Source organism: Cysteiniphilum marinum, assembly GCF_014857925.1.
GTDB classification, from domain to species: Bacteria; Pseudomonadota; Gammaproteobacteria; order Francisellales; family Francisellaceae; genus Caedibacter; species Caedibacter marinus.
The window spans coordinates 1-21897 of the sequence record NZ_JACYVZ010000039.1; the positions used below are offsets into that span (position 1 = coordinate 1).

Consider the following 21897-nt stretch of genomic DNA (forward strand, 5'->3'; position numbering starts at 1 on the left):
GTCGTAAAAGTGAACGCCTTCCCGTACAAGTTAGTTTCAAAGGGACAATACAATTGTTTAATAGCTTTGTATCATGGTTAAGCTTCGCAGCAAACTCAGATAAAGCTCATGACATATTGCTGCAGGCGATCATAAAAAACAAGGTGGGGAATAGACCAGGACGGATTGAGCCTCGAGCTGTTAAAAAGCGCCCCAAAGCATTTAGGCGACTTAATAAAAGCAGGGAGTTGGAAAGAGCTGAAATAATTAACAGGATGCAGAAAAATGCCAATAAAAAAGATTCATCTGCCGCTTAAGGTAGTGCCATTAATATTAAGAGATATCTAAAGACAGTAATAAAAAGAGGTCGAAATGCTATAAAATGGTTTATGGACGGTATATTAATAAAAGGGTAGGTTACTGAAACATATCAGCAATTGATTCAAACATCTGGCGCGTGTAGGTTTTATTTAATTTGCACATTCTAAATTGCGCTTTGCGCTCACAAGTAATAATGCCCGCTTCTTGAAGCTGTTGAATATGTTGTGAGGTGACAGACTGAGAAAGATCTAATTTTTGCATAATCATATTAATAGTGACTCCTTCCTTTTCAATATCAATTTTCTCAGAGAAAAAATTCTTTTTAGGTTCTAATAACCATAGTGCAATATTAAATCTATCGGGATTAGCCAGTGCTTTAAATGCCTTTAAACACAGTTCTGTTTGATAAGTTGAGCCTAAGTTTTTTAATATCGACATATAAATATCCCTTCATCATTTTAAATTACATCTATTTTTACCGATGAGAGCAGGGCAGTCAAACAATATATGCATAGCTATATATATAAATACCTGTTTCTCCAAATATTCATATATCTATATATTCAAATATACATATATTCGGATGTTTAAATATGTAAACATATGCATGCGCAGGTGATGCTTTATTGCTATATTAAGGGCTTTTCTTTATAGTGATGCCCTTGGTGGTTGAGCAAGGCAAGGCGCATGCTTGAATTAAGAGATATTAATATTGATGGCAGAATCTTTAATGTGAGCGCATCATTCGAGTCTGGTAAAAAGCATGCAATTATCGGTGTTAATGGCGCTGGAAAAACATCGCTACTGGATATGATATCATCCAAAATTTCCGGAAAAAACACTATGGGAGAGATATTGCTTGACGGTGAAAATATAGCTAAATTCAACCCAAGAAAGCGAGCTCAGAGATTTGCTTACCTTGCGCAAAATACGCGAGTTTTATTTAATTACACTGTTAATGATGTTATCAGTATGGGGCTATACTCACATGGTGTAAACTCAAATTGTAAAGAACAGCTAATCAATCAAATATGTGATATGTTAAGCTTAACTAAACAAAAGGGCGCACCTTTTCATACGCTCTCAGGCGGACAAAAGCAGCGGGCTCATTTAGCGCGTGTCGTATTGCAAATTATTGCTGGGGATAATCATGAAGAAAAATGGCTGCTACTGGATGAGCATGCTGCTGGATTAGATCTTTATCAACAAGCGCTGGTTTTTGAAATTTTAGATGAGTTATTAAAGCAGCATAATCTGGGTGTCATTATGGTGATGCATGATTTAAATCTAGCAGCTCAATTTTGTGATCAAATGCTTTTAATTGATAACGGTAGATTGCTAAAAATGGATGAGCCAAAAAAAGTAATACTTGATGATAAGTTTACCAATGCATTTAAAATTAAAGCTAAATATTTAGCTCATGAAGATGCCTTTTTGTTTACGACAACTAGCTGAAGCGATCCTTTAATAAGCTTAAATTACTCTTAGCAAGCGTCTTTCTTTCGGCTTGTGTGGTTTCTGATTTACCACTCCAACTAAGGTCATCTTGTGGCAGCTCATCGATAAAGCGACTGGGTTTTGAAGGGATCGTTTCGCCAAATTTTTTGCGCATTTTTGTTAGCGTAAGCGTTAAAGTATGTTTGGCACGTGTGATGGCAACATAAGCCAAGCGTCGCTCTTCTTCAATAAAATCATCATCAATGCTTTGTTGATGTGGTAATAAACCTTCTTCAACACCCATTACATAAACATGTGGATATTCTAGACCTTTTGAGGCATGCACTGTGAGGATTTGGACTTTTTCATCTTCTTTTTGCTCTTGTTCACGATCAATAATGTCTAATAGCAACATACGATTGATCGTTTCTGCAAAATTTATCTCTACGGACTGATTCTCTGAGTTTGATAAACTTTCCGCATTTTCAGCTGTTCTTGCTTCGTCTACATCAGCTATATCGTCAGTATTATTGTTATTTTCTTTTTTTTCACAAATCCAACCAATTAAATCCAGTACGTTTTTATAGCGCTTTTCCGCTTGTGCCAATGAATTCGTATTATCAACAAGCCAAGTATGGTAATTGATAGCTTCCATCATATGGATCAAATGCGTTGCTAAATGACGTATATCCTTGATTTTGCGCTGATAGTCATAAATAAATTGTTTAAATACTTTCAACTTTTCAATGGCAATAGGTTTTAGTACTTGTGTTAAACCTATTTCATCAATTGCATTGAATAATGAGATATGTCGCGATGTTGCATATTCACCAAGCTTTTCAAGTGTCGATGGACCAATTTCTCGCCTTGGGGTGTTTATCACACGCAAAAACGCACAATCATCTTGATCATTCACAAGCAATTTAAAATAAGCCAAAGCATCTTTAATCTCGGCTTTAGCAAAAAATGAACTGCCACCACTAATAGCATAAGGAATCTTATATAGCTGAAAATAGCGCTCAATCAAAAATGATTGATGATTACCACGAATAAGCACGGCATAGTCTTTAAAATGCGTATTATTGTTGACTTTGTGTGTCATGATTTCACTGGCAATGCGTTGGGCTTCATCTTCTTCACTTTTGGTCACGAGTACACGAATCGGCTCACCATAGTGATGGGCTGACCAAAGTTTTTTGGTAAATAGGTGAGGGTTGTTATCAATTAACGTATTCGCTGCATGCAAAATACGTCCGCTTGAGCGATAATTTTGCTCCAGTTTAACAACTTTAAGCTTCGGATAATCTTGTTGCAAGAGAGACAAATTTTCAGGACGTGCACCACGCCAGGCATAAATCGACTGATCATCATCACCGACCACCGTAAATTGCTGGCGCTGAGAAACTAATAATTGCATTAACTTATATTGGCTTTCGTTGGTATCTTGATACTCATCGATTAATACATAATGAAAGCGTTGCTGCCAATACTCTTTAACCTCAGGATGTTTTTTTAATAATTGCACGGGAATGAAAATCAAATCATCAAAGTCTACTGCATTATAGGCTTTAAGGTATTTCTGATATTGAATATATACTTCATGCGCCTGCTTTAAATGATCATTGCCTGCAAGCACAACCTCAGACGGGCTCAATAGCGCATTTTTCCACAATGAAATTTGCTGCTTAAATTCAGCAGCAGCCTGTTTGGTTGATTGAAAAGCGCTATAAGCAATCTCATGAATCAATGTAATCGCATCTTGCTCATCAAAAAGGGTGAAATTGGCCTTATAACCTAAAAGCGCATGATGTTTGCGTAATAACGTTAATCCAAGATTATGAAAAGTTGAAATACGCAAACCTCTGGTGTTCTCACCTTCAAGGCGTGATTGCACACGTGATTTCATCTCTTTAGCTGCTTTATTGGTAAAAGTCACCGCTAAGATACTATGTGCCTTGTAATGACATTTTTGGATTAAATAGGCAATTTTCTCAGTAATGACACTGGTTTTACCACTTCCTGCACCCGCAAGCACTAAGAGTGGACCACTGATATATTCAACCGCTTGTTGTTGCTCTGGATTTAATTGACGCATTTGAACTTAAGCAATAATTTTGGCATGGATATCGCCTTGTAAGATAATCGGCATATTTTCAATGACATGATTAAAAACAGCAAGTATGTAGCTCTTATCATCTATATTCACTTGATTGACAATATCAGCGATGTTTTTTCCGTCAACGTTTTGCAGTTTTTGAGTAGGGGGCAATGCTTTATCCGTTTCAATGCTTAACAAGGATTTTTTTAAATTACCGCGATATTTCATGCGCGCAACAATTTCTTGCCCCATAAAGCAACCCTTTTGATAGCTAATGACATCTAAGCGATCAAGATTAAGCTCTGCAGGTAGAAAGGTTTCGCTATTATGAATATCAATCATTGGCAATTGTTGGCAAATATTTTCTTTTTGTACTTCATCAAAATTTAATGAGCTAACAAGCTGTTGAGAAACCTCAACAATAGCGTGTTGCAGCAAAAAGCCTTTTTCATCATCATTTTGACTATATATTAATTGATGTTGATCAGAAGTCTCAAAGCTAATCTTGGAAAATACAGCATACTTCCTAAGGGCTTGTAATGCTTGATCAGCCAAATTTTTTGGTAACGCCAATAGCAGATCATTCTCAGCAACAAAACGCATAAAGAACAGGGCGATAATACGTCCCTTTTGATTGCATAGCGCGTTTAACTGCATCGGATTATCAGCATTAAGCAATGTCACATCATTGGTAAGCTGTCCTTGTAAGAACTTCACACAGTCCGCGCCAAATACGCGAATCACTTCAAACTCTTCATAAATATAATAAGCCATAAAATCAACACAAAAGGCTAGTCACAATGCTAAGGAAAATAGCGGATTTAATGCCCAAAGTAAAGCAAAGTGAAGCTTGCGTGGCGCTGAAAAGTATAAAAATAATAGAAATCTATAAATAGCGTTTGAGGGTGCCAAATAGTTTTTGTTACAATCTGGCTACCTTTGTTTTTGAATGTTGAGTCTTAACTTTATGGATTCCGTATTGTGTTTATCACCTGTCGATGGTCGTTATGCTGATAAAGCAGCGAGCTTACGTCCCTTTTTAAGTGAATATGGTCTTATTTATTATCGCACACTTGTTGAAATCAAATGGCTGAAGCATCTTGCCAATACGCCTGAAATTAATGAAGTGCCAAAGCTATCAATAGAGGCTTTAAATGCCTTAGATGGTATTATCAATAACTTTAGTGAAAAGGATGCGCTCGCGGTTAAAGAGATTGAAAAAACAACCAATCACGATGTTAAGGCCGTTGAGTATTTTATAAAAGATAAAATTGCAGAGCATGCCGAGCTTGCCAATATCAGCGAATTTATTCATTTTGCCTGCACCTCTGAGGATATCAATAATCTTTCTTATGCTTTGATGTTAAAAAATGCGATTGAAAAGGTTGTGTTACCAGAGGTTAATCACGTTCAAGACTTTATTCAAAAATTAGCAAATGATTTTGCTGATCAACCGATGTTATCACGCACTCATGGACAACCCGCCTCACCAACAACGCTTGGCAAAGAGCTCATTAATGTTGCTTATCGTTTATCACGTCAAACCAAGCAATTAGCGCAAATTGAGTATTTGGGTAAAATCAATGGTGCGGTCGGTAACTTCAATGCGCATATTGCAGCATATCCTGACATTGATTGGCAGAAACTAGCTAAGTCATTTGTCAAGAGCTTAGGGTTAAGCTATAACCCTTTAACAACACAGATCGAGCCACATGATTATGTTGCTGAATGCTTTGATTGTTTATGTCGTATTAATACCATTTGTATCGACTTTAACCGTGATATTTGGGGTTATATTTCTTTAAATTACTTCAAACAAAAAACGATTGCGGGTGAGATTGGTTCATCAACCATGCCACACAAAGTCAATCCAATCGACTTTGAAAATGCTGAGGGTAATCTAGGTCTTGCCAATGCGTTAATGAATCATTTATCTGCTAAATTACCCATTTCACGTTGGCAACGTGATCTGACGGATTCAACCGTGCTACGCAATATCGGTGTTGGTTTAGCTTATAGTTTGATTGCTTATCAGGCGATGTTAAAGGGTATGAAAAAACTTGAGCTTAATCGCGAGCCTATTTTAGATGATCTAAAAAATAATGTTGAAGTCTTGGGTGAAGCGGTGCAAACGGTGATGCGTCGCTATGGTATTGAAAAGCCATATGAAAAACTCAAAGAGCTAACACGTGGTAAGCGCATTTCACTAAATGATTTATCTGTTTTTATCGATGGATTAGCTTTACCACATGAAGTAAAAGAAAACCTAAAAGCGATGACACCAGCGAACTATATCGGCATTGCTGAGAAGTTGTGTCAGGAGTTTAGCAGCTAAGACTAACTATTCACCCACAAGCGCTTACCGTACCCTGAGCGTAAGTCGAAGGGTAAGCTTGGGAAAATTACACTTCATAAAGGCTTCGACTTACGCTCAGCCAACGCTTACACAATCAAGCCAGCCTATCAACTAAAAAAACTAGCAATAAGCCCAATAATAGCACCAAAAACGCCACCCCAAACAACTAACCAGCCAAGGTGCTTTCTGATCATCTCTTGAATGATGTTTTTCACCATCTTTGGTGTTAGCTCTTCTAAACGCGCATCAATCATAGACTCAAGTTTTTCAGCAATATGGTGCGCATTTAATTGATCAAACTTAAACTCACCATTGGCATCAGTGTTACTTAGCATCGCTATAATTGATTTCTCCATCTTGGCTTTAAAAGAGTCACGCATGGGCTCAATCGCATCTCTTCCGCCTAGAAAAGACTCAATCATACTACCAAACTGGCTTTCCATAATTGCCTCAACAAAACTGTCAAATAGCAAATCGTAATCAACCTTTTTGGCAATAGTATCTTTAAAGCTGCTTTTATCATCAGCAAAAGTACTTAATAAAAAGCGCTCAAGATATTCAGTTTTGAAAAACTGCTTTAATAGCATATTTTTAATGGCACGTTTGAAACCCTCAAATTGGCGTGGAATAACGCCTGAGCCATAGACAAGGGGGATTTTATCAAAAAGCATTACAATTGCTAGCCAATTGGTGATAGCACCAGAAAGGGCATAGAAACCAACTGCTTTAAGCTGGGCATTGGCAAATAGCACGCCTAAAATACTGATAATGAGTGCAATAAGGTTTGTCATAAGGCTTTTATTAAACATGTTTATATAGTTTCCATTAATCGGTTTAAAGCGGCGGCTATCATAAGAAAAATTTGTATTTCAAGCAAACTTTCAATCGGTTAATTTTATGATTTTGCTTATATTAGTCATTACAAGGAATTTAAAAACTGTTAGCCTTATATTACTTAGGCTAGTATTGTGAATGCATATGCAAAGCATTATTTTTAATGGTAAAAATATTTATCCTTCAAAAATTGTATGTGTTGGGCGCAATTATTTAAATCATATCAAAGAGCTTAATAATGCGATTCCCGAAGAGCCTGTGCTTTTTATAAAACCTAATTCAACAATCAGTAACACGTTAGCTATTGATCCAAAGCGTATATTGCATTATGAAACAGAGTTATGTTTACTGATAGAATCACAAAAAATAGTAGGTATTGGCTTAGGACTTGACTTAACCGATCGCAATCTTCAAAGCAAGCTTAAACAAAAAGGGCTACCATGGGAAAAAGCCAAATCATTTGATGGTGCGGCGGTTCTTAGTGCGTTTATTCCCTTGAAAAATATCAATGATTTAGCTGATTTGTCATTTAAATTAATGATCAATGGATGTATTAAACAGCATGGCGTATATGAGCATATGTTGCATAAACCAGAGTTTTTAGTTCAATATATCCAGACATATTTCAGCTTAAATGATCACGATATTGTCATGACAGGCACACCTGAAGGTGTTGGTGAAATTAAACTCAATGATGTCTTTGAGCTTAATTTATATTTTAAAGAAAAAGTTGTATTAACAAAACAATATGTAATAAGCAATCGCTAGTTTATGATTTGATATGCTACGTCCAAAAGTGGAAGTATATTACCTCAGTTAGCATTAAAACCAAATGGCTTCGACTTCGCTCAGCCAACTTTCTTTGTTAGAGAGTCTTATGTGATATCTAGATTTAATAAGTTTGCCTGATAAAACTTCATCTCATCAATGGACTCTTTAATATCATCTAAAGCTAAATGGGTGCTTTGTTTGTCAAGTTGTTGCAAAAGTGCGGGTTTCCAGAATGAAGCCGCAATCTTAAAGGAACTTACATCAAGCAAGCGATAATGAAAATAATCCTCTAAAGTTGGCATATATTTCGCTAAAAATTTGCGATCTTGCCAAACTGAGTTACCACACAAGGGGGATTGACCTTTTTTGACATATGGCTTAATAAAGTCCAAAATCAATTGCTCTGCTTCATTTAAACAAATATTGCTTTGTCTGACACGTTCAGTTAATCCAGATTCACCATGGGTTTTAATGCACCATGAATTCATACTTTTTAAGACATCTTCATTTTGATAAATGGCAATAGCTGGCGATTCAGCCAAGATATTCAAATCTGGATCAGTAACAATCGCAGCGATTTCAATAATATGGCAAGCATCGATTTCAAGACCGGTCATCTCAAGATCAAGCCAGATAAGATTGCTTTTTGTTTGTGCCACGTCACTCACAACCTTAGTCCTTAGCGCGTGAAACGTACTCACCCGTACGTGTATCTACTTTGATTACTTCATCAGTTTGAACGAACAAAGGCACTTTAACCACAGCGCCTGTTTCAAGTGTTGCTGGTTTGCCACCTGTACCTGCCGTATCACCCTTTAAACCTGGATCTGTTTCAACAATTTTAAGCTGTACAAAGTTTGGCGGGGTTACACTAATTGGCTCACCATTAAACAAGGTGACCGCACATTGATCTTGTTCTTTGATCCATTTCTTGCTATCAGCTAATGCTATTTCAGTCACATTGTATTGCTCAAATGTTTCATCGTGCATGAAAACATAAAATTCACCATCAAAATATGAGTAGCTTGCTGTTACTTCTAGAACATCTGCTGCATCAACTGATTCACCTGATTTAAATGTCTTTTCAATGACACGTCCATTTTTTAGATTGCGTAACTTGACACGATTAAATGCTTGACCTTTACCTGGCTTAACAAATTCGTTTTCAACGATCACCATTGGGTTGCCATCTAGTAAAAGTTTCAAACCGTTTTTAAATTCATTTGTACTAAAACTTGCCATCTTTTTCCTCTTTAGTATATTAGCGCTACTTTATTTCAAAACGTCAAACATGATACACGAAAAACACATCAGGCAACAGAATAAAGCGCATAGCAAAAGTGCAGATTGGAAAAATGCATTGGCAAAAGGTTTCACCCATTGGCAAGATTTGGCGCAATTTTTGGAAATTGATCCTGCGTCTTATGATATTCCGGCACTTAAATCATTTCCGATGCGTATTCCCTTAAGCTTCGCATCACGCATGCAAAAGGGTGATATAAAGGATCCATTATTATTACAAGTATTACCTTCAGTAAAAGAGTTTGATATGGTCAATGATTATGTTGATGATCCTTTGAAAGAAGTCGACTTTAATCCGGTCAAAGGACTTTTGCATAAATATAAAAATCGTGCGCTATTAATCCTTCATCCAACGTGTGCCGTGCATTGTCGTTATTGTTTTCGTCGGGAGTATGATTATCAAGCACAAACACAATCAAAAGCATTGTGGCGTGATACTTTTGAGTATATTCGTAAAAACACAGAGCTTGATGAGATCATATTCTCTGGTGGTGACCCACTCATGCATAATGATGCGCTGTTGGCGTGGTTTTTGGCACAAATTGAGGCAATTTCACATATCAAACGTCTGCGTATTCACACACGAATTCCAATAGTATTGCCTGAGCGAATCACCGATGAGTTGATTGAGGTCTTTAAAGAAACGCGCTTGCAAAAAATTATGGTCATTCACGCCAATCATGCCAATGAGATTAATGATGATGTCATCGCAGCATTAAGCACGCTTAAAAACCATGCTGGATTTACTTTGCTTAATCAATCAACCTTGCTTAAAGGCGTCAATGATAATGCACATATATTAAAAGCTTTATCTGAAGCACTTTTTGCTGCAGGGGTCATGCCATATTATTTACATGTGCTTGATAAAATCAAAGGGGCGGCACACTTTGATATTGATGAGTCAACCGCCAAGGAAATACATACTAAGCTTAAATCATTAACTTCAGGCTATCTTGTTCCTAAATTGACACGTGAAGTGGCACATGAAATGGCAAAAACTTGGATAAATTAATGCTTTTTTGCATAAAAGCATTGAAACTAAAGACACGATATAGCTTAATATCATTGATTTGAGCGTTTTATGATGAGAAGGAAATAATGTTAAAAATAATCAATAAAGTAACAAGGGTATGTTTTATGGCAGTAGTATTAACCGGTGTGGCACAGGCGTCTGATTGTGATAGTAGCAAACTCACCAATGCGTTTAATTTAATTGCTAAGCGCGCTGAAGTTATGCAATTAGTTGCTGCTGATAAATACTCTGATAAGACAAGTATTTACGCACCAGCGCGTGAGATACAGGTGTTACAAAACGTTCAAGCAATTGCTAACAAAGAAAATTTGCCACTTTATCCAACTTTAATGTTTAGTCAGTTACAAATGGATATGTCAAAGTTTATTGAGCAGTATTGGCTAGATAAGTGGCTTGTTGATCCTAAAAGCTTTGATCATAAAGATTTAGATTTAACGAAATTAAGAGCCACGATCAGCAGTGTTGATAAATCACTTTATCCTGCGATTAAAGATGCATTACCGTCACTTAAGCGTTGCTCATTAGCGATTAGCTCAAAAGCATTTAAAGCAGCGATGAATAAAGTTGAAGGGGTGCCTAGTAATCCGGATTATGTGAATATGATGTTGGCAAGCTTAGTGGCAATTTCTCAAGCTCAGCAATAATCTTTTGTGGTAGCAGTTTATTCATACAATCCATATGTTCTAATGGGCATTCGCGTTTAAAACAAGGACGACATTCAAGCCCCTCAATATAAATACTTTTTGCTAATGTATTTAATGGTGGCGTGAACTTATCAGAAGTGGAACCATAAATAACAAGTGTTGGAATATTAAGTGCGCAGGCGATATGCATTAATCCTGAGTCATTACTGATAACCCGTTGGCAACTCGCCAATAGATAAACGGCTTCTGGCAGCGTGGTTTTTCCGGCTAAGTTAAATAAATGTGCGTGATGATTGCAGCCTTTACTAATATCTGACGTGGTTTGCTGATCTTTAGCGCCACCTAATAAGAGAACTTGATAATTGTGATCCAACAGATATTGTGTAAGTTCTGTATAATACGCACTTGGCCATTTTTTAGCAGGACCAAACTCAGCTCCTGGGCACAACGCAATGATCGGCTTATCTTTGGTTAAACGATACTTAGTCAGTGTTGTTTCAACTAAGTGACGATCAATATTAAATTTAGGATAGGGCAGTTTTGCGGGTAAGTGCTCTTTTTTAGCAGTGCCTAATGCACAAAAACGCTCAATCATTAAGGGGTATCTTGCTTTATCGAGTTTACGACGATCATTTAACAGCACAAAACGCATTTCGCCATGCCAGCCTGTGCGCTTTTTAATGCGCGCAAAAAAAGGAATTAATGCTGATTTCCATGAGTTGGGTAAGACGATTGCATCGGTATAACTTTTGCCTTTAAATTCAAGTGCTTTTTGTTTGCGTGCATTAAAGCCAAATTGACCATGCTTAAATTCAAGCTCAAAAGCTTGATTAATTTCAGGCATAAATTGCGCGAGCTCACAACAATGTTTTGGGGCTGCAATATCAATAACACAATTGGGATCTTGTGATTTGAGAAAGCGATAAAGTGATTGCGACATCACCATATCACCAACCCAACTGGGTGCGATAATGAGATATTTATGCATCAGAGACAGTTTGATCATTATTAACGACAACAAAGCGCGTACTGCAATATGGGCAGACGCCTTCGTTTTGGTCGTGTAGATCGATATATACGCGTGGATGCTGATTCCAAGAAGCATGTTCAGGAATAGGGCAGCAGATTCTTTGTCCACTGGACACTTTGACGGTTTGAATATCTTTAGACATAAAAAAACACTCTAGCTAACTATGCATAATGACGCGTAGTGTAGCATAGAGTGTTGGTGGCAACAATATCACTTGAAGGAAGTGAGGATTCGTAATGGTTAAGTTAAGGCTAAGGTTTTAAGTCTTGGCATGTCTAATATGGTAATATCTTTGTGCTTAGCTTGAACGATGCCATCTTTAGCCAATGTTTTAAAGGCACGTGAAACTGTTTCAATACTTAGGTTGAGATGATTGGCAATTTCTAAATGCTTCATCGGTAATGTAAAGAATGTGTTGGAGTAACCACAGCGTTTTTGGTGGCAACTTAAGCGATAAATAAACTGTGCTAACTTAATATGTGCCTCATAAGTCGCGTCAACAAGATGTATAGCAGCATTAAATTTCTTACTCATTAATTGCAAAAAATCCAAATTAGATAGTGTGTCATTTGAAATGGATTGTACAAAACTCGGGTAATCAAAGCCACAAACGGTACTATCCTCTAAAGCAATGGCGTTTAATTGATGTAGACTTGATTCAATGCCATCAAATCCAAAGGCATCACCTTGCAGACAAAAATCAACAATATGTTCATGGTTATTTACCAGTTTAAAACTACCAGCACGCACACTATAAAAGGCAGTTAGATTGCGATTGATTGTATATAACGCATCTCCCTTTTTGACATTAACTGAAATGGACTTCACTTGAGTTAATGTTTTGTCATCATCAAATGGGTTAATATTAAGGGCACTACATAAATCACGGCAATCACAAAAATGACAAGTTTTGGGGCGATCAGTTGATTTATGTGTTGGGCGTATCACCATGAATTTGTTTCAACTATTCTAGTAAGAGATATCAGGCATTGTGCCAAAAACTTGATATATGTCAACAAACAGCAAGCTTAAGCGATTGATTTATCTTTGATAGTTTAGCTCGGTGATAACTCAAACTACAATGACGCTAAGATGCTTTGTTGTATACAAAGTGTATGTTCAATCATATGAAGGGTAGTATAAATGATACCAAGTCTATTATCGGTGGAGCTTGCGCGTTGGCAATTTGCCTTTGTCGCCTGCTTTCACTTTATTTTTGTACCATTGACACTGGGGCTTACGTGGATTATTTTCACGATGGAGCTTATGTATGTCATCACTGGCAAACAAGTCTATAAGGACATGACCAAATTCTGGGGAAAACTCCTTGGAATTAACTTTGCAGTAGGTGTTCTTTCGGGTTTAACAATGGAGTTTTCATTTGGTTTAAACTGGGCATATTACTCACAATTTGTTGGTGATATTTTTGGAACACCATTAGCGATTGAAGGCTTGGTTGCCTTTATGCTTGAGTCAACCTTTGTTGGTATGTTCTTCTTAGGTTGGAACAAGCTTTCTAAGAAACAGCACTTATGTGTGACATTCTGTTTGGCAATTGGTTCAAACTTATCTGCTCTTTTAATTCTAGTTGCTAATGGCTTTATGCAAGTCCCAGCTGGCGGCGAATTTGTCTGGCAGACGATGCGTATGGAAACAACGCATTTGTGGGATTTGTTTATTAATCCGATAGCGCAAATTGGCTTTGCGCACACGGTAATTGCCGGCTATATAACATCGTCTGTCTTTGTCATTGGTATTAGCGCTTTTTACTTGCTGCGCAAGAAAAATAAAAGTGATGTTTCCTTTGCTAAACGTTCAATGGGGGTTGGCTTAGGCTTTGGTTTAATCGCTTCATTAATGGTGATGGTAATGGGTGATGAGCAGGGCATTCTGGCGTATAAATATCAACCGATGAAGCTTGCTGCAATTGAAGCGGAGTGGGGCACACAAGCGCCTCCGGCTAATTTTAATGTCATTGCTTTCCCTAATCAGTCTGAGCGCAAGAATGATTTTTCCATTCAAGTCCCTAAATTATTAGGTCTGTTAGCAACGCATTCATTTGATCAGAAAATTTATGGCGTCAACACTATATTGTTTGATGGTTATACTGATGTCATAACAGGTAAAGAAATCCCTGCAGTTACGACACGCATTGCCAATGGTGCCAAGGCATATGAAGCAATGATGAAAATGCGCGATGGCTCGGCAGCGAAAAGTGACTATGCCACTTATAATGAATATCACCAAGATCTGGGGTATGGCATGTTGCTATTGCGTTATTTGCCAGTTGGTGAGCCATTGACTCAAGCGACTTCTCAACAGATTCGTGCGGCAGCCTTAGATACAGTACCAAATGTTTCAACCATATTCTGGACATTTAGAATAATGGTTGGCATTGGCGTATTTATGTTCCTTGTCATGGTTGGCGGCTTGATCTTGCTCTTTAGAAAAACTTTATGGGAGAAGCGTTGGGTTTTACGAACGATGCTTTATATGATCCCATTACCGTGGATTGCTTGCTTATGTGGTTGGATCGTTACCGAACATGGACGTCAACCATGGACAGTGTATGATATCTTGCCAACAACCGTAAGCTCGTCAATGATCAATGGCTGGGATATTTTATTCACATTAATAATATTCTGCTTGTTCTACGCCTTATTGTTTGCTGTTGAAATGTATTTGATGTTTAAGTTTGCGCGTTTGGGGCCAAGCAAAGTCCTTAATAAAGCATCAGCAACAACGAAGGAGAAGCAATAATGATGGATTTATATAGTATTATTCAGTTATTAAGCTGGCTCGCGGTTGGTCTTATCATGTTCTTGACAGCTGCAACGATGTGCTTTGACTTTGGTGCCGGCATCTTAGCGCGTTTTGTTGGTAAAAATGACAATGAAAAACGTGCGATTATCAATATTGTTGCACCAACATGGGATGGTAATCAGGTCTGGTTAATCACCGCCGGTGCTGGATTGTTTGCGATTTGGCCACGTGTCTATGCCGGTTCATTCTCAGGCATGTATTTAGGTGTTTTAGTTGTGCTTTGGGGCTTGTTTTTACGTCCTGTTGCTTTTGAATATCGCCATAAAATCGAAAACACTAAGTGGGCAGGTTTCTGGGATTGGATGCTGTGCTTAGGTAGCTTGATTCCTATTTTGATCATTGGTGTGGCTATTGGCAATTTATTCTTAGGTTTACCATTTCAATTTGACCCGCATAGCTTACGTTTTTACTACGGTGAGACCAAAGCACTGGTACAAGAACCTGCCTTTATTTCATTAATTGGACTATTAAGACCATTTGCACTATTAATTGGTATTTTTGCCGTGATTATGTCAATTATGCATGGCGCATCATATTGTGCAATGCGTACTAGTGGTGTGTTATTAGATCGTTTTGTGAAAATTCAAAAAGTAAGTGCATGGCTTTTTATTATTCTATTTGCCATCGGTGGTATTTGGCTCATCTTTATTCCTGGCTTTCACTGGCAGCTAGCAAGTGAGTTAAACACCTATTCACAAGCAATTAATCATCCATTAACAGGTGGCATTGTGACAGTCACACAAGGTGGCTGGTGGAGTAATTATGGCAATCATATCTGGATGCTAATCGCCCCTGTATTAGGCTTTGTTGGTGCAATAATGGTATTGAGCTTTGCTAAAAGATCAAATCCATTACTTGCATTTTCTGGTAGTGTTATCGCATGCTTTGGTACGGTGTTTACACTAGGCTTTAGCTTATTTCCATTTATCATGCCATCAAGCATTGAACCTATGCAAAGTATGGTACTTTGGAACTCAAGTAGTTCATTGACCTCATTAATTGGCATATTGGTTGTGGCAGTGATTATGCTGCCAATCATTTTTATCTACACAACCTTTGTTTACAAGAAAATGTGGGGTAGAGATGCTAAAATGACAGCGCAAGAAGTAGAACAACGCTCGCATGAGTTATATTAAGAAAACTAAGAGGTTTTTAAAATGAAACTAATTTTATGGATTATTGGCATTGCCGCTTTGGTGTTGTCCTATGTATTTGAAAGTTTTTATATATTTTGGTTAGCAACGGCTTTTACTGCGGTAGTTGCAGGATGCACTGTTGCGCATAGTGTTGACAAAAACCTACCAGCTGAAAGCGAATAGCAAGAAAAACTTAACGTAAATTGAGAACCTATATTTTACTAGTTGAACTAGCTATGCTATAGTTTGCGCTCAAATCACTTATACAGTAAGGTTTGAATCATGCGACTTCCTTATGCTCAATCAACGCATCCGGTCACACAGAAATTACACAAAATTGTACAAAACAAAAAAACGAATTTGGCATTATCAGCTGATGTCACGGATAGTAAATCACTTCTAAAGCTTGTTGAGAAAACGGCAGATCATATTGCTATTTTGAAAACACATATTGATATCGTCTCTGATTTTACACCACAATTGACACGAGAATTACGTCAAATCGCCGATGAGGCAGGCTTTCTTATCTTTGAAGATCGTAAGTTTGCCGATATTGGTAACACCGTTTGTCACCAAGTGCATGATGGGGTTTATCATATTGCCCAATGGGCAGATATTATTAATGCCCATCTTTTGCCTGGGGTTGGTATTATTGATGGCTTAAAAGAAGGATGTAAAGGGCGTGACATTGGTTTACTACTTTTGGCACAAATGAGTAGTAAAGGCAATCTATTTAGTGATGAATACACACAGCAAACGGTTGTTGAAGCAGAACAAAATAAAGACTTTGTAATGGGCTTTATCGCCCAAGAAAAACTAAGTCAAGATAATGATTTAGTCACGATGACACCTGGGGTGAATTTTGCCTCAAGAGGGGACAACTTAGGGCAAAACTATAATACGCCTGAATATGTTATCACTCACAAAAAATCAGATATTATTATCGTTGGACGCGGTATTTATGGTGCAGAAGATCCGCAAGAAGCAGCTTGCCACTACAAAGAGCAAGCATGGGATTTATTAACTAATTAATCAATTGTTTCAAGTGTTTTAGCACTTTGTGTATTTTGAGTATGTTGTGCATTTGAATTTATTTTGATCTTCTTAGGTTGCATTGCTTCTGGAATCTCTTTGACTAAAGCAATGTTTAATATACCATTTTCAAATTGTGCATCTTTGACCTCAATATGATCAGCAAGTTCAAAAGTGTGTGTGAATGAACGCTCAGCGATACCGCGATGAATAAATTTGCGCTCTTTGGTATCTTCATTTTTGTTACCGGTGACAGTTAACTTACCTTGATGAACAACAATATCAATCTCAGATTCTTTAAAGCCTGCAATTGCCATACTGATTAAGTAATCATGCTCACTTAAAACTTCGATATTGTAGGGAGGGTAGCTGGTTGGTTTGCCTGTTTCAGCCAATGCAAATAAGCGATCAAAGCCAATGGCGTTTCTAACAAGTGCATCTAATGTATTCATAATTTTACTCCTAATTTAGCAAGTTTTTTCTAGTTTTTTGAAGTCATAGTCATATGACTCAAAAGGTTTTGTAATACCCGTTTGGCGTATTACGAGCTGATAGATAGGGGTGTAAATCGTAATTTCAAGAAAAATTGTTAAATTTAATCATAAGATAAAAATGAATGCCTTTGGCATTACCAATCGCTATGCTATGATGCCAATGGATGGTATAAGTTAGGAAAAGTAATACATTATGTCGAGTAAAAAAGTAGCGACAATCGATTTGGGTTCTAATAGTTTTCACATGTTGATTTCCGAGGTGACAACCGAAGGTGATATCAAAGAGCTATATCGTGGTAAAAGCAAAGTACAGTTAAGAGCCGGACTCACCGATGACATGGGACTTACTAATGAAGCCAAAACCCGTGCTTTGGAATGTCTGCAAAATTTTGCTTTGTCAATCGATCATTATCAGGTCGATGAAGTCAAAGTCGTTGGCACATATACTCTACGTAAAGCACAGGATAATATTCAAGACTTTTTAACAGAAGCTAGGCATATCTTAAAAACAAAAATTGAAGTTATCTCAGGTGAAGAGGAAGCGCGTCTTGTCTATGTCGGTGCTTCTTCCATAACACAAGCCAAAAAGAAACAAGCCTTAATTATTGATATTGGTGGTGGTTCAACAGAACTAGTTATTGGTAAAGGGCAGAATCTAAAGGCATTAGTCAGCCTTGAAATGGGTTGTGTCAGCATGCAAAACCAGTTCTTTAATGACGGTTTATTAAGCCTTTCCAATATGACACAAGCAATTACCTATGCGCATACTTTAATTGAGCCAATTGCCACAGAATACATTCAAAAGGGCTGGGAAGTCGTTCTGGGATCCTCTGGTACCATTCGCTCGATTGCAGATTTGGCCTTAGCAAATAACTGGTCAGATGGCAGTATTACACGTGAAGTTTTAGAGAATTTGGCCGCTGAGCTGTTACAAAAGAAGGTAGTTGCTAATATTCACTTTAATGGTCTAAGAGCAGATCGCGAAAACATCTTAGCAGGTGGGTTTTGCGTGCTTTATGCGTTGTTTAATCGTTTATCAATTAAAAACATGTTGAAATCAGATGGTGCATTGCGTGAAGGCATGTTATATGAAATCGTCAATAATTATCAAAATAATAAGGATTAGCTATGTCTTACGTTCAAGCACCATTAGCCTATCGGATGCGCCCTAAAAACATCAAAGACTATGTCGGGCAACGACATTTGTTAGGTGAGCAAAAGATACTAACACGGATGCTTGATAAATCTCATATCGTATCGATGATCTTCTATGGCGATCCGGGTGTTGGCAAAACGACTTTAGCCAAAGTGTTAGCTCATGAGCTTTCCTATCACTTTATAGAGCTATCGGCAGTCAGCGCTGGTGTTAAAGACATTAAGCTTGCTGTAGAATCGGCAAAAATGCATTTTTCTGAGCATCAGCAGGCAACTATTTTATTTTTAGATGAGATTCATCGCTTTAATAAATCACAACAAGATGCATTATTACCTCATGTTGAAAGTGGTGATTTAATCTTAATTGGTGCGACTACAGAGAATCCATTTTTTTCAGTTAACAATGCATTATTATCGCGCTTAACGGTGCTGCGTTTAAAGCCGTTGTCTCTTGAAGATATTAGTGATCTTTTGCAATATGTGCTTATCTATGACGAGACACTATCAGCACATGAGCTAATACTACCTGATACGGTTATTGAGAAAATATATCATTATGCTAAAGGCGATTGCAGACAAGCACTCAATGTCCTTGAAATGCTCTTTTTAATGGCAGATACCACTCAAGAAAAATCGGTTGAATTAAATGATGAGTTGCTAACTATTGCACTGGGTGAAAACGCACATAAGCTCGATAAACAGGGCGATTATTTCTATGATCAATTATCGGCATTTCATAAGTCAGTGCGTGGCTCTGATCCAGATGCTGCGATTTTCTGGCTTGCCAATATGATCGAAAGTGGTGCCGATCCTTTAGTGATTGCAAGGCGCATGCTATGTATTGCCTCGGAAGATATTGGTAATGCTGATCCACGCGCGCTTAATATTGCCTTAGATGCATGGCAGTCATATGAGCGATTAGGTTTGCCAGAAGGACGCTTACCACTAATTCAAGCAGCAATTTACTTGGCTTCAGCACCTAAGAGTAATGCATCATACATGGCATATAAGAATGTTTTTAGCGATTTAAAAAATCATTCAGATGTCAGCGTACCAATGCATTTGCGTAATGTGAAACCTGCAGGAGAGATAACAGGACAAAGCTATAAATACCCACATGACTTTCCAGATGCGTATGTTAATCAGCGCTATTTACCGGAAGGTGTAACTCACCAATATTACTATCCAACGGATCGGGGGCTTGAAAGTAAAATTGCGCAAAAGCTTACGTATTTAAAATCAAAATACAAAATGTAACATATCGTAAACAATTATTTACATTAAACTCAATAGTGCCTATTGACTCTACAGTCATAAATTAATTATTTACAAAAGCATTAAATCTCGCCATTATTGATTTTCCTTGTTCAAAAATGCGTGACTAAACATATAATCACGCCCAAATATTGAGATTTTCACCAATAATGAGTACTCAACATCAAATTAATCAAAAAAATTTAAGTAAGCGTCAGTTTGGCGTCATTTGGTTTATGGAACTATGGGAGCGTTATGCTTTTTATGGCTTTCAGTCATTGTTTTTATTGTTTATCACCGCTGAGCATCTTGATGAATCTAAGGCTTATCTGATTTTTGGCATCTTTGCTGCATTGCTATACTTAACACCGACTATTGGTGGTTATATTGCCGATAAATACATTGGTATTAAGCGTGCTTTAGTCGCCGGTGGCATTATGCTTTTTGTTGGTTATGGCATGTTGGCATTGACGCATAATCTTAATACTGTTACGTGGGCATTATCGTTTATTATCGTTGGTAATGGTTTCTTTAAACCGGCACCAACGGCATTAATCTCAAAGATATTTAGCAATAATGCAGCCAGTTCTAACTCAGCTTTCACGCTATATTATATGGGGGTTAATATCGGCAGTTTCCTAGGAATTGCCATTACCCCAATTATTGCTGAACACACAGGCTATTCAGCCGCTTTTGGGATTTCGGTACTGGGGATGATCGTCTCACTACTAAACTATGGCTTGCGTTACCAATTATTGAAAGATATTAACGGTGAACGTGATGGTGAACGCATTAACTTAAGAATTATAGCGATGATTATCTTAGGCTCTTTAGTGCAGATCGTTGTTTGTTATCTGCTATTTCAGATATCTGATGTCTCGTTTTACCTAATTATCGTACTGTGTGTTTTGATGTTTATTTATATGCTACAAGACGCAATGAAAGTGACAGATATTAAAGTGCGCTTTATGCAGATTATAGGCGTCTTGTTAGTCATTGAAGCGATTGTTTATTTTGTGATTTATAACCAGATGTTTTCAACCCTTGTCTTATTTGCCAAGCATAATGTGCATTTAACGTTAATTGGTATCGATGTATCACCCGCGACTTATGCTTCACTGGATGCATTTTGGTTAGTTGTCTTAAGCCCGATTCTTGCGCTATTATACCAACGATCAAAACGTACCAAATTCTCAACAATCCCTTATAAATATGCACTAGGCACTATCGTATCAGGTGTGGCCTTTATTGTATTGTTTCTTATCTGCTTACTAAGCGCTAAAGATGGCTATATCAATGGGAACTGGATGATTTTATTTTATGTTTTTGCTGCCTTAGCTGAGCTACTTGTTGCTGCTCTTGGATTCTCATTGGTGGCACTATACTTTAGAAAAGAGATTGTCACCCTTGGGATGGGCTTTTTTATGTTGGCATTAGCCGCAGGCGGGGCACTTGCAGGAAAATTAGGGCAATTAGTTGCCATGCCTGATGGTAAGGTCAATCCATTGGAAAGCTTACCAACTTATATGTCTTATTTCTTTTGGGTTGGATTAATTTGTATTGGCTTAGGTGTTATCTATGTGATATTTGCTTATCTTATGCAGCGCTGGGCTAATAAACATCAGGTTGAATTAAAATAATAAAAAATAGGGCGGTTGAGCCAATTTTAAGATTTTTTTGTGGATGTTAGCATTTGAATAATCACAATAATAACAACCGTCACAAGATAAAGCGCAACAAACTCTGTTAGTGTATGGATACGAAAAAGACTGGCAATGGACGTCATCACACTGATTATAAGCATCACTGAAGCACCAGTAATAGCACCTGCAGTACCGCCTAATTGGGGAAATAAGCTTAAGGTTTTACTTAAGTAAATAGGATATAAAATACCGGTAAGAAAGCAGGCAATAAAAATATTAATAAGTAATATGCTAAGACTTTGGCTAAAAGCAAAACTCATAATAAGAAATACAACATTACTTATAAGCAAAATGGCAAATGAGATATTCATTAGCATTTTATCATCAACAAAGCTTAATACGCGTCTGACGATCGTTCCAACAAAATATATTGAACGACAATTATCTTTGCCGGTCGGCGACATTTATCTTTGCCGGTTTTGAGTAAATGAAATATGGTAACCAGCATAGTTAAATATCATTCACAAGATAACAAAAATTATGTCAGGCAAACAT

General features: G+C 37.4%; 24 protein-coding genes. 13 read left to right on the forward strand and 11 right to left on the reverse strand.

The genetic code is table 11. From position 1 onward, the window contains the following. A partial coding sequence (locus tag IE867_RS14700; protein ID WP_225630057.1) for a hypothetical protein occupies positions 1 to 296 on the forward strand: 296 nt, incomplete at its 5' end. Between the two features lie 100 nt (positions 297 to 396). Here the strand turns inward: IE867_RS14700 and IE867_RS12390 are convergent. Beyond that, positions 397 to 738 carry an ArsR/SmtB family transcription factor gene (locus IE867_RS12390; RefSeq protein WP_117001272.1) on the reverse strand — a complete coding sequence of 114 codons (342 nt, stop codon included), beginning with the start codon at positions 736 to 738 and terminating at the stop codon, positions 397 to 399. A gap of 249 nt (positions 739 to 987) precedes the next feature. On the opposite strand from IE867_RS12390, the gene IE867_RS12395 reads away from it, so the two are divergent. Next, positions 988 to 1755: an ATP-binding cassette domain-containing protein gene (locus IE867_RS12395; RefSeq protein ID WP_192485028.1), complete on the forward strand. Its 768-nt coding sequence runs from the start codon at positions 988 to 990 to the stop codon at positions 1753 to 1755. Here IE867_RS12395 and IE867_RS12400 read toward each other — a convergent pair. After that, complete coding sequence (locus IE867_RS12400; protein WP_192485029.1) at positions 1748 to 3832, reverse strand: UvrD-helicase domain-containing protein; 2085 nt, start codon at positions 3830 to 3832, stop codon at positions 1748 to 1750. The genes IE867_RS12395 and IE867_RS12400 overlap by 8 nt on opposite strands. A 6-nt stretch (positions 3833 to 3838) precedes the next feature. Then, positions 3839 to 4609 carry a CAF17-like 4Fe-4S cluster assembly/insertion protein YgfZ gene (gene ygfZ, locus IE867_RS12405; RefSeq protein ID WP_192485030.1) on the reverse strand — a complete coding sequence of 257 codons (771 nt, stop codon included), beginning with the start codon at positions 4607 to 4609 and terminating at the stop codon, positions 3839 to 3841. A gap of 193 nt (positions 4610 to 4802) precedes the next feature. Between ygfZ and purB the strand changes: the two genes are divergently transcribed. Further along, a complete protein-coding gene (gene purB, locus IE867_RS12410) occupies positions 4803 to 6170 on the forward strand; it encodes an adenylosuccinate lyase (protein ID WP_192485031.1) in 1368 nt (455 codons plus the stop codon). A gap of 128 nt (positions 6171 to 6298) precedes the next feature. Here purB and IE867_RS12415 read toward each other — a convergent pair whose 3' ends face one another. Continuing rightward, positions 6299 to 7000: a DUF445 domain-containing protein gene (locus IE867_RS12415; RefSeq protein ID WP_192485032.1), complete on the reverse strand. Its 702-nt coding sequence runs from the start codon at positions 6998 to 7000 to the stop codon at positions 6299 to 6301. Between the two features lie 169 nt (positions 7001 to 7169). Between IE867_RS12415 and IE867_RS12420 the strand changes: the two genes are divergently transcribed. Beyond that, positions 7170 to 7793, forward strand: a complete 624-nt coding sequence (locus IE867_RS12420) for a fumarylacetoacetate hydrolase family protein (protein WP_192485033.1) — start codon at positions 7170 to 7172, stop codon at positions 7791 to 7793. Positions 7794 to 7900: 107 nt separating this feature from the next. Here the strand turns inward: IE867_RS12420 and orn are convergent, their stop codons facing one another. Beyond that, positions 7901 to 8455: an oligoribonuclease gene (orn, locus tag IE867_RS12425; RefSeq protein ID WP_192485034.1), complete on the reverse strand. Its 555-nt coding sequence runs from the start codon at positions 8453 to 8455 to the stop codon at positions 7901 to 7903. A gap of 13 nt (positions 8456 to 8468) precedes the next feature. Beyond that, positions 8469 to 9038, reverse strand: a complete 570-nt coding sequence (gene efp / locus IE867_RS12430) for an elongation factor P (protein WP_192485035.1) — start codon at positions 9036 to 9038, stop codon at positions 8469 to 8471. A 49-nt stretch (positions 9039 to 9087) separates the two neighbouring features. Here efp and epmB point away from each other — a divergent pair, with 49 nt between their 5' ends. Together epmB and IE867_RS12440 are read left to right on the forward strand one after the other, a co-directional pair. Continuing rightward, positions 9088 to 10110, forward strand: coding sequence for an EF-P beta-lysylation protein EpmB (epmB, locus tag IE867_RS12435; protein ID WP_192485036.1), 1023 nt, complete (start codon positions 9088 to 9090; stop codon positions 10108 to 10110). 125 nt (positions 10111 to 10235) lie between these two features. Continuing rightward, complete coding sequence (locus IE867_RS12440; protein ID WP_192485037.1) at positions 10236 to 10775, forward strand: chorismate mutase; 540 nt, start codon at positions 10236 to 10238, stop codon at positions 10773 to 10775. Here the strand turns inward: IE867_RS12440 and waaF are convergent. The 3 genes from waaF to IE867_RS12455 all read right to left on the reverse strand — a co-directional run bounded on the left by waaF (position 10708) and on the right by IE867_RS12455 (position 12756). Next, a complete protein-coding gene (waaF, locus tag IE867_RS12445; protein ID WP_192485038.1) occupies positions 10708 to 11763 on the reverse strand; it encodes a lipopolysaccharide heptosyltransferase II in 1056 nt (351 codons plus the stop codon). The two genes, IE867_RS12440 and waaF, sit on opposite strands and share 68 nt — an antisense overlap. Then, a complete protein-coding gene (locus IE867_RS12450) occupies positions 11756 to 11947 on the reverse strand; it encodes a zinc-finger domain-containing protein (protein WP_192485039.1) in 192 nt (63 codons plus the stop codon). Before IE867_RS12450 ends, waaF begins: the two co-directional genes overlap by 8 nt. 98 nt (positions 11948 to 12045) lie before the next feature. Then, positions 12046 to 12756: a Crp/Fnr family transcriptional regulator gene (locus IE867_RS12455; protein ID WP_192485040.1), complete on the reverse strand. Its 711-nt coding sequence runs from the start codon at positions 12754 to 12756 to the stop codon at positions 12046 to 12048. Positions 12757 to 12948: 192 nt separating this feature from the next. Between IE867_RS12455 and IE867_RS12460 the strand changes: the two genes are divergently transcribed. From IE867_RS12460 to pyrF, 4 genes are all read left to right on the forward strand, one after another. Continuing rightward, positions 12949 to 14565 (forward strand): cytochrome ubiquinol oxidase subunit I, encoded by a 1617-nt coding sequence (locus tag IE867_RS12460; protein WP_192485041.1) that lies wholly within the window; start codon positions 12949 to 12951, stop codon positions 14563 to 14565. Further along, a complete protein-coding gene (gene cydB / locus IE867_RS12465; RefSeq protein ID WP_192485042.1) occupies positions 14565 to 15764 on the forward strand; it encodes a cytochrome d ubiquinol oxidase subunit II in 1200 nt (399 codons plus the stop codon). Before IE867_RS12460 ends, cydB begins: the two co-directional genes overlap by 1 nt. A 21-nt stretch (positions 15765 to 15785) precedes the next feature. Beyond that, entirely contained in the window at positions 15786 to 15947 is a 162-nt protein-coding gene (locus IE867_RS12470; protein ID WP_157968156.1) for a hypothetical protein, read from the forward strand. Positions 15948 to 16046: 99 nt separating this feature from the next. Then, positions 16047 to 16796, forward strand: coding sequence for an orotidine-5'-phosphate decarboxylase (gene pyrF, locus IE867_RS12475; RefSeq protein WP_192485043.1), 750 nt, complete (start codon positions 16047 to 16049; stop codon positions 16794 to 16796). On the opposite strand, the gene IE867_RS12480 is transcribed toward pyrF, so the two are convergent. Beyond that, positions 16793 to 17248, reverse strand: coding sequence for an Hsp20 family protein (locus IE867_RS12480; protein WP_192485044.1), 456 nt, complete (start codon positions 17246 to 17248; stop codon positions 16793 to 16795). The genes pyrF and IE867_RS12480 overlap by 4 nt on opposite strands. A gap of 235 nt (positions 17249 to 17483) precedes the next feature. Here IE867_RS12480 and IE867_RS12485 point away from each other — a divergent pair, with 235 nt between their 5' ends. From IE867_RS12485 to IE867_RS12495, 3 genes are all read left to right on the forward strand, one after another. Beyond that, complete coding sequence (locus IE867_RS12485; protein ID WP_192485045.1) at positions 17484 to 18416, forward strand: Ppx/GppA family phosphatase; 933 nt, start codon at positions 17484 to 17486, stop codon at positions 18414 to 18416. A 2-nt stretch (positions 18417 to 18418) separates the two neighbouring features. After that, the gene (locus tag IE867_RS12490) at positions 18419 to 19702 is read left to right on the forward strand and encodes a replication-associated recombination protein A (protein WP_192485046.1); all 1284 of its coding nucleotides are present in this window, start codon (positions 18419 to 18421) and stop codon (positions 19700 to 19702) included. Positions 19703 to 19869: 167 nt separating this feature from the next. Further along, positions 19870 to 21339, forward strand: coding sequence for a peptide MFS transporter (locus tag IE867_RS12495; RefSeq protein WP_192485047.1), 1470 nt, complete (start codon positions 19870 to 19872; stop codon positions 21337 to 21339). Positions 21340 to 21365: 26 nt separating this feature from the next. On the opposite strand, the gene IE867_RS12500 is transcribed toward IE867_RS12495, so the two are convergent. Continuing rightward, positions 21366 to 21806 (reverse strand): MFS transporter, encoded by a 441-nt coding sequence (locus IE867_RS12500; RefSeq protein ID WP_192485048.1) that lies wholly within the window; start codon positions 21804 to 21806, stop codon positions 21366 to 21368. Positions 21807 to 21897 lie beyond the last annotated feature (91 nt).